The sequence below is a fragment of the Gorillibacterium sp. sgz306347 genome, assembly GCF_059735245.1.
In genome coordinates this window covers 90,262-97,073 of record NZ_JCAPET010000018.1, presented here as the reverse complement: position 1 = coordinate 97,073, position 6,812 = coordinate 90,262, and the positions used below count along the sequence as shown (strand labels likewise).

Sequence of the window (6,812 nt, the reverse complement as noted above, 5' to 3'; positions counted from 1 at the left end):
CCGGGAACTCGTCGGGTTTGTCTGGGCCGTCGCCCGGACCGTCGCGTAACCCCCTTCCGTCCCCCAAAGGGGGACACGCAGGAGGCGCTGCCCCCTGCACCCCCACACTCGCCGTGTGGCATCTCCCTCATCTCCGATGAGGGATGAATCACAGTGTCCGTCCATGCAGTCGCTTGTCAAGAACCTCGCTTGACAAGCTTAGGCCCGAGCGCGTGGCCCGGGAGCAAACGAAGGTTCAGGAGAGAATGGGCGTCAACTGTTTGCACATGGTGTTTTTACCAGACGTGCGTTTCTAGCTGGCCCCCGCTCTCCTTGACGTAGGCATACCATGTGGTACCCAACCCACGGATAGCAGCGTGCCGACCGTCGCTCGCTTATTTGCTCCCGCGCCATGCGTTCGGGCCCCCGATTATGGAGCGCTTGACAAAAACGTTCATAGCAATCATTGAGCTTATTGGATGATTTGAGGGGGCTTTTCCGTTCATTTCAGCAAATAAGGCCTCTCGCAACCGTTAGCCACCCATGCACTGGCGGGCACCACAGAAAATGAAAATAAAGTTGCGTTATTTCAAGGTGGATTTTTTGGCTATGCCGTGGTCCAATGTCCATCACGCGCCGGGAGCTTTGGTCATGGGGGCGCCGGAAGCCGGACAAATTCTAACGGTTGCCAGCGAGCTTATTTGGCTTAAAACGAGACGTTTCAAAATCTAACGGTTGCCACGGAGCTTATTTGGCTCGGAGAAGGGGAGTTTTGGTCTTTTGAGGGCAAATAAGCTCTCCCACAACCGTTAGAAATGGAAACAGGGGTTTTTTGGGCGAATAAGCGCTGTGGCAACCGTTAGCCACCCATGCCCTGGCGGGCACCACAGACGATGACGTTGCGTTATTTTCAGGTAGAAGGGTACGTGAGGAAATGCTGGTCTGTTGGCGGAACCGGCGGCTGGAGTTTCGGGCGGCAGGGCTGTACTTAGGTCATATGAGAGACCGATTGCTTGCAATTTTTACGGACGGAGGGTAAAATTTATTCAAGCGTTACAAGACGTTCCTTCGGGGCAGGGCGAAATTCCCTACCGGCGGTGAACCGCGCGCGAAGCTTTGGCTTTTGGCGCGTGCCAGTCCGTGACCCGTTTTTCGCTGGCGATGGTTGTTGACCAAGGCGGCGATCAACGGTGGATCCGGTGCAACTCCGGAACCGACAGTTAAAGTCTGGATGAGAGAAGGAATACGGAGCAAACAGAAGCAGGCGCCGGAATGTACTCTTTTTCACATGGCGCGTTTGCTTTCAGGCCGGGTTTTAACGGCCCTATCTCTGTATGATCATGCCCCCGAACGAAGACGGGGGCTTTTTTGCGTCCCCTGTGCGGAAGCCCCTAATCCAATCAAGCGGAGATGAGAACGGATGAATGCCCTTACCCACGAAGCATACATGGAGCTCGCCCTTCAGCTGGCGGCCGCGGCCTCCGGTCAAACGGAGATTAATCCGGCGGTCGGCTGCGTCGTTGTGAATAACGGCCGTATCGTCGGCATGGGCGCGCACCTGAAGCGGGGCACGGCGCATGCGGAAGTGCACGCGCTCAACATGGCGGGGCCGGAAGCGGAGGGCGCCACCGTGTACGTCACACTGGAGCCGTGCAGCCATTACGGCAAAACGCCGCCCTGCGCGGAACGGCTCATAGCCGAGAAGGTGGCCCGGGTTGTCGTCGCCGCGAGCGACCCCAATCCCTTGGTCGCAGGAAAGGGGCTTGCGCGGTTGGCGGACGCCGGGATCGAAGTGATCCGCGGCGTCCGCGCGCAGGAGGCCGAGCGGCTGAACGAAGCGTTCAACAAGTACATTCGAACACGCCGTCCGTTCGTCACGCTCAAGTCGGCCTCGACGCTGGACGGGCGGATCGCGACCGAAAGCGGGGACAGCAAGTGGATCTCGGGCGATGCGTCCCGCTCTTTTGTCCATTTGCTGCGGCACCGCAACCAGGCGATCCTGGTCGGCGTCGGAACGGTGCTCGCCGATGATCCGCTGCTGACCACCCGCCTGCCCGTGCCGGCGCTGTCTCCAATCCGCGTGGTTGCGGATTCGCGGCTTCGCATGCCGCCGGAAGCCCGCATGCTTGCGGATGGCGGGCCTCCCGTTCTTGTGCTGGCCGCAGACGGCGCGGACCCGGCCCGGCGGCGGGCGCTCGAAGCCCGCGGAGCGGAGGTGCTGCTATGCGGCCGCGGAGAACGGGTCGACCTTGCGGCCGCCATGGACCAGCTGGGGGCCAGGGAGATCGGCTCGGTGCTGCTTGAGGGAGGCGGCCGGCTGAACGGTGCGATGCTGGCGGCCGGGCTGGTAGACAAGGCGGTGCTGTTTTACGCTCCGAAAATTGTCGGCGGCGAACGGGCGCCCGGCTTGTTCGATTTTGCCGGCGTCGACCGGATGAGCGATGCGATTCGACTTGAGCGGACGGAGGTGTCCGCCTATGGAGAGGACATTTGCGTTACCGGTTACCCGTCCAACGCATGGAAGGCTCCGGCAGCCGTGACAGCCGGGAATGAAGGCGAAGCAAAGGAGGAAGGCTGATGTTTACCGGTATAATTGAAGAAATCGGCTTTCTCCAGAAGGTCAGCCGGCAGGGGCAGGCAATGGTGCTGACCATCGCGGCCTCCCGGATTCTGGAGGATGTACGCCTCGGCGACAGCATTGCGGTCAACGGCGTCTGCTTGACGGTGATCCGGTTTGACAGCCAAACCGTCTCCATGGACGTCATGCCGAATACCTACCGCCGCTCCAACCTGCGGACGCTTCTTCCCGGGTCCCGCGTGAACCTGGAACGGGCGATGGCGGCGGGCGGCCGTTACGGCGGCCACATCGTGCAGGGCCATGTCGACGCCCCCGGCGTCATTAAGGGGCGAACGCCCGAAGAAAACGCCGTTGTGTTCCGTATCGAGCCGGAGGACAAAGCGATCCTCCGCTACGTTGTCTCGCAGGGCTCAGTCGCCATAGACGGCATCAGCTTGACCGTGGTGGAGGCGGGGCTTACGGATTTTACTGTCTCCATTATTCCGCATACGCTTGGAGAGACCATCTTGGACGACAAGCATCCGGGCGATGCGGTCAATGTGGAATGCGACATTCTCGGCAAATACATCGACCGGCTGCTTCGCTTCCCGGCCGACGCTCCCGAGGGCGCCCGGAAAACCGGCGGCGTAACGGCGGGCTTTCTCGCCGAGCACGGATTCATGTAAGCTTCATGATTTATCCGAAGAAAACCGTTATTTTGGTTGAACAAAGGAGTGTAGGGAATGGAAGATCAAACCAAGCAAGCCGAGATCCGCTTCGATCCGATTGAGGAAGCCATTTACGAGCTGATGCAAGGCAAGGTCATCATCGTGGTGGACGACGAAGACCGGGAAAACGAAGGCGATTTGATTGCGCTGGCCGACCGGGCGACGCCCGAAGTTATCAACTTCATGATCCGGGAAGCGCGCGGGCTCGTCTGTGTTCCGGTAACGGAGGAGCGGGCGCAGGAGCTGGAGCTGAAGCCGATGGTCGAGCGCAACACGGATTTTCACGGCACCGCCTTTACCGTTTCCGTCGATCACAGCGAGACGACGACGGGGATTTCCGCCTATGAACGGTCCCGCACCATTCAAGGCTTGATCGACCCGAAAGCGAAGCCCGGCGACTTCCGCCGCCCCGGCCATATCTTTCCGCTGATCGCGCGCAAGGGCGGCGTGCTTCGCCGCGCCGGCCATACGGAAGCGGCGGTCGATCTGGCGCGCATGAGCGGAGCTTACCCGGCCGCCGTCATCTGCGAAGTCATCAAAGAAGACGGCACGATGGCGCGTGTGCCGGATCTGATGGGTTTTGCCAAGAAGCACGGACTCAAAATCATCACGATCCGCGATCTGATCCGGTACCGGAACGAAAAGGAAAACCTGATTCACCGCGAAGTCGAAATCAAGCTGCCGACCGACGCGGGACAATTCCGCGCCGTCGCCTATACCAACGAAGTCGACGGAAAAGAGCACGTGGCTTTGGTCAAAGGAACGATTGACGGCTCCGTGCCGGTGCTGGTCCGCGTGCATTCGGAATGCCTGACCGGCGACGTGTTCCACTCCCACCGGTGCGACTGCGGGCCGCAGCTGGATGCGGCGCTGCGCCGGATCGAGCAGGAAGGCACCGGAGTGCTGCTTTACATGCGGCAGGAAGGCCGCGGAATTGGCTTGATCAATAAGCTGAAGGCGTATAAACTTCAGGAAGAGGGGTTGGACACGGTAGACGCCAACCTGAAGCTGGGGTTTGCCCCCGATCTGCGGGATTACGGCATCGGCGCGCAAATTTTGAAAGACCTGGGCGTGCGCAAGATCCGCCTGCTGACTAACAATCCGCGCAAGATCAAAGGCCTGGAGGGCTACGGCCTGGAGGTGACGGAACGGGTGCCTCTTCAAATGGAGGAAAACGAGGACAACACCCGCTACCTGCACACCAAACAGGAGAAGCTCGGCCACCTGCTGACGTTTGTGGAACAAAACGAACCCCAACTCCCGAAAGGATGATCGTCCCATGGTGAAAGTGTACGAAGGCAATCTGATTTCCGAGAATCTGAAATATGGCATCGTTGTCGGCCGGTTTAACGAATTCATCGTCAGCAAGCTGCTGTCCGGTGCTTTGGACGGCTTGAAGCGGCACGGCGCAGGCGAAGAGGATGTCGAGGTCGCCTGGGTTCCGGGGGCATTTGAAATTCCGCTCGTCGCGCAAAAAATGGCCGAAAGCGGCAAATACGACGCAGTGATCGCACTTGGCGCCGTAATCCGCGGATCGACGCCGCATTTTGAATATGTTTCGAGCGAGGTCTCCAAAGGCGTCGCCGCCGTCGGCCTGAAAACCGGCGTTCCGACGATCTTCGGCGTGCTGACCACAGACTCCATCGAGCAAGCCATCGAGCGCGCCGGCACAAAGGCCGGCAACAAAGGCTACGAAGCGGCCGTGACGGCTATCGAAACGGCGAACGTTATCAATCGGCTGAAGGCCTGACGCGAAAGGACCGCCGGAACAGGGGAACCGCGCATGAACGAACAAACGGAAGAAACCGTCGGCCATCCGAAAGTCACCTTCCGGCTGGAAACCTTTGAAGGACCGCTGGATTTGCTGCTTCATCTGGTCGATAAAAACGAAGTGGACATTTACGACATTCCGATCCGGATGATTACGGATCAGTATATGGAGTATCTGGCGATGATGCAGGAGCTGGAGCTCGACGTGACCAGCGAGTTTCTGGTTATGGCCGCCACGCTGTTGTCCATCAAAAGCAAAATGCTTCTGCCAAAGCCTCCGGTCATCGAGATGGAGTGGGAGGATTTCCCGGATGACGGGGATTTCGACCCGCGCGCCGATCTCGTCCGGCAGCTTATCGAGTACAAGAAATACAAAGAGATTGCCGAGCATCTTCGGGAAAAGGAGGTCGAGCGGAGCCTGATTTACACGCGGGAACCGGTCGATCTGGCCCCCTACGCGCCCGTCGTGCAGGAAAACCCCGTAGAAGGCCTGGCGCCCGCCGATCTGATGTGGGCGTTTCAAAAGGCGCTCAAAAAGATGACGGTCCGGCAGTCCGTCGCCCGGATCCGGCGGGATGAAATATCGGTCAAGGACCGTATCCGCCAGGTAATCCGGCAGCTGGAGCTTGAAGGCGGGAAAGCGCTGTTTACCCGTCTGCTGGAAGACAACTACTCCCGCGAGGAAGTGGTGGTTACGTTTCTGGCGCTGCTCGAGTTGATGAAAATGAAGCGAATCGTCTGTTACCAGCACGGCTTGTTTGACGATATCGTAATCCAGGCAAGAGAGGATGGAGCGTCGGTTGCACCCGAACCCGATGATACCGATTATTGAAGGCCTGCTGTTTGCGGCAGGCGATGAAGGACTGGACGCGCGTCAGCTGGCGGACGTACTGGAGCTGGACACCCGCTCGGTCCGCGAGCTGGTGGAGCTGCTCCGGCGGGAGCTGAAGGATGCCGGCCGGGGCGTGCAGATTGTCGAATGGGCGGGCAATTACCAGATGACCACCATTCCGGCGCACGCTCCTTATTTCGAAAAGCTGGCCGAAGCCCCCAACCGGTCGTCGCTGTCCCAGGCGGCGCTGGAGACGCTGTCCATCATCGCTTACCGCCAGCCGATCACGCGCGTGGAAATCGAAGAAATCCGCGGAGTCAAATGCGAACGCGCCCTTCATACCCTTGTCGCCAAGGAGCTGGTGGAGGAAACGGGCCGCGCCGAAGCGGTCGGCCGGCCGATCTTGTACGGCACAACCAAGGCGTTTCTGGATTACTTCGGGTTGGCCAGTCTGCGGGAGCTTCCCGATACCTCGCTCTTTGAGCATTCGGACAACATGGAAGAAGAAGCGAGGATGCTGTTCGACCGCCTGGATAATGAACAGGAACAGCTGACGTTTGAGGATATGATTCGTCCCGTTGACGGGCCTTCCGTTCCGGAGGAACCCGACTTGTTTGCGGAGCCCGGCCTTTTGGCGGCACCGGAGGAAGAGGACCGGTCTGCCCGGACAGGGGAGCCCGGCGGCGGAGCGCCGGAAGAAGGCAGAGAAGAACCGGATGAAGCGATTGGCGTTTCGGAAAATGACAAACCGGTTTGACGGACTTTTCCTTTCCTGCATGGCATTCCCCGATCGGAGCATACTAATCCGTGTGTCTGGACGCTGTTTCGGCAGCTGAGGACCACGGGTTTTTTCTTGCTCGGGCTGCCGCGGTGAATGCCATTTCCGGTTAAAAATCCATACCGTGAAAATGTGCGAAGCGGGCGCCTTTTCTTGATAGAACGCCGG

The 6,812-nt window shown here is 59.4% G+C and carries 6 protein-coding genes and 1 riboswitch; all 6 genes read left to right on the top strand.

Annotated elements, in window-relative coordinates; all coding sequences use genetic code 11:
• Positions 1-1,039 precede the first annotated feature (1,039 nt).
• A riboswitch (FMN riboswitch) is annotated at positions 1,040-1,226 on the top strand.
• A gap of 173 nt (positions 1,227-1,399) precedes the next feature.
• The 6 genes from ribD to scpB are packed head-to-tail and all read left to right on the top strand — an operon-like array spanning position 1,400 to position 6,623.
• A complete protein-coding gene (ribD, locus tag AC6I6H_RS11725; protein ID WP_497953961.1) occupies positions 1,400-2,557 on the top strand; it encodes a bifunctional diaminohydroxyphosphoribosylaminopyrimidine deaminase/5-amino-6-(5-phosphoribosylamino)uracil reductase RibD in 1,158 nt (385 codons plus the stop codon).
• On the top strand, positions 2,557-3,222 hold the full coding sequence (gene ribE / locus AC6I6H_RS11720; protein WP_497953960.1) for a riboflavin synthase: 666 nt from the start codon (positions 2,557-2,559) through the stop codon (positions 3,220-3,222). Before ribD ends, ribE begins: the two co-directional genes overlap by 1 nt.
• Positions 3,223-3,279: 57 nt before the next feature.
• A complete protein-coding gene (locus tag AC6I6H_RS11715) occupies positions 3,280-4,536 on the top strand; it encodes a bifunctional 3,4-dihydroxy-2-butanone-4-phosphate synthase/GTP cyclohydrolase II (protein WP_497953958.1) in 1,257 nt (418 codons plus the stop codon).
• A gap of 7 nt (positions 4,537-4,543) precedes the next feature.
• The gene (ribH, locus tag AC6I6H_RS11710; RefSeq protein ID WP_497953957.1) at positions 4,544-5,014 is read left to right on the top strand and encodes a 6,7-dimethyl-8-ribityllumazine synthase; all 471 of its coding nucleotides are present in this window, start codon (positions 4,544-4,546) and stop codon (positions 5,012-5,014) included.
• Positions 5,015-5,047: 33 nt separating this feature from the next.
• Positions 5,048-5,866 (top strand): segregation and condensation protein A, encoded by an 819-nt coding sequence (locus AC6I6H_RS11705; RefSeq protein WP_497953956.1) that lies wholly within the window; start codon positions 5,048-5,050, stop codon positions 5,864-5,866.
• Positions 5,835-6,623, top strand: coding sequence for an SMC-Scp complex subunit ScpB (gene scpB, locus AC6I6H_RS11700; protein ID WP_497953955.1), 789 nt, complete (start codon positions 5,835-5,837; stop codon positions 6,621-6,623). The genes AC6I6H_RS11705 and scpB overlap by 32 nt, the downstream gene beginning before the upstream one ends.
• Positions 6,624-6,812 lie beyond the last annotated feature (189 nt).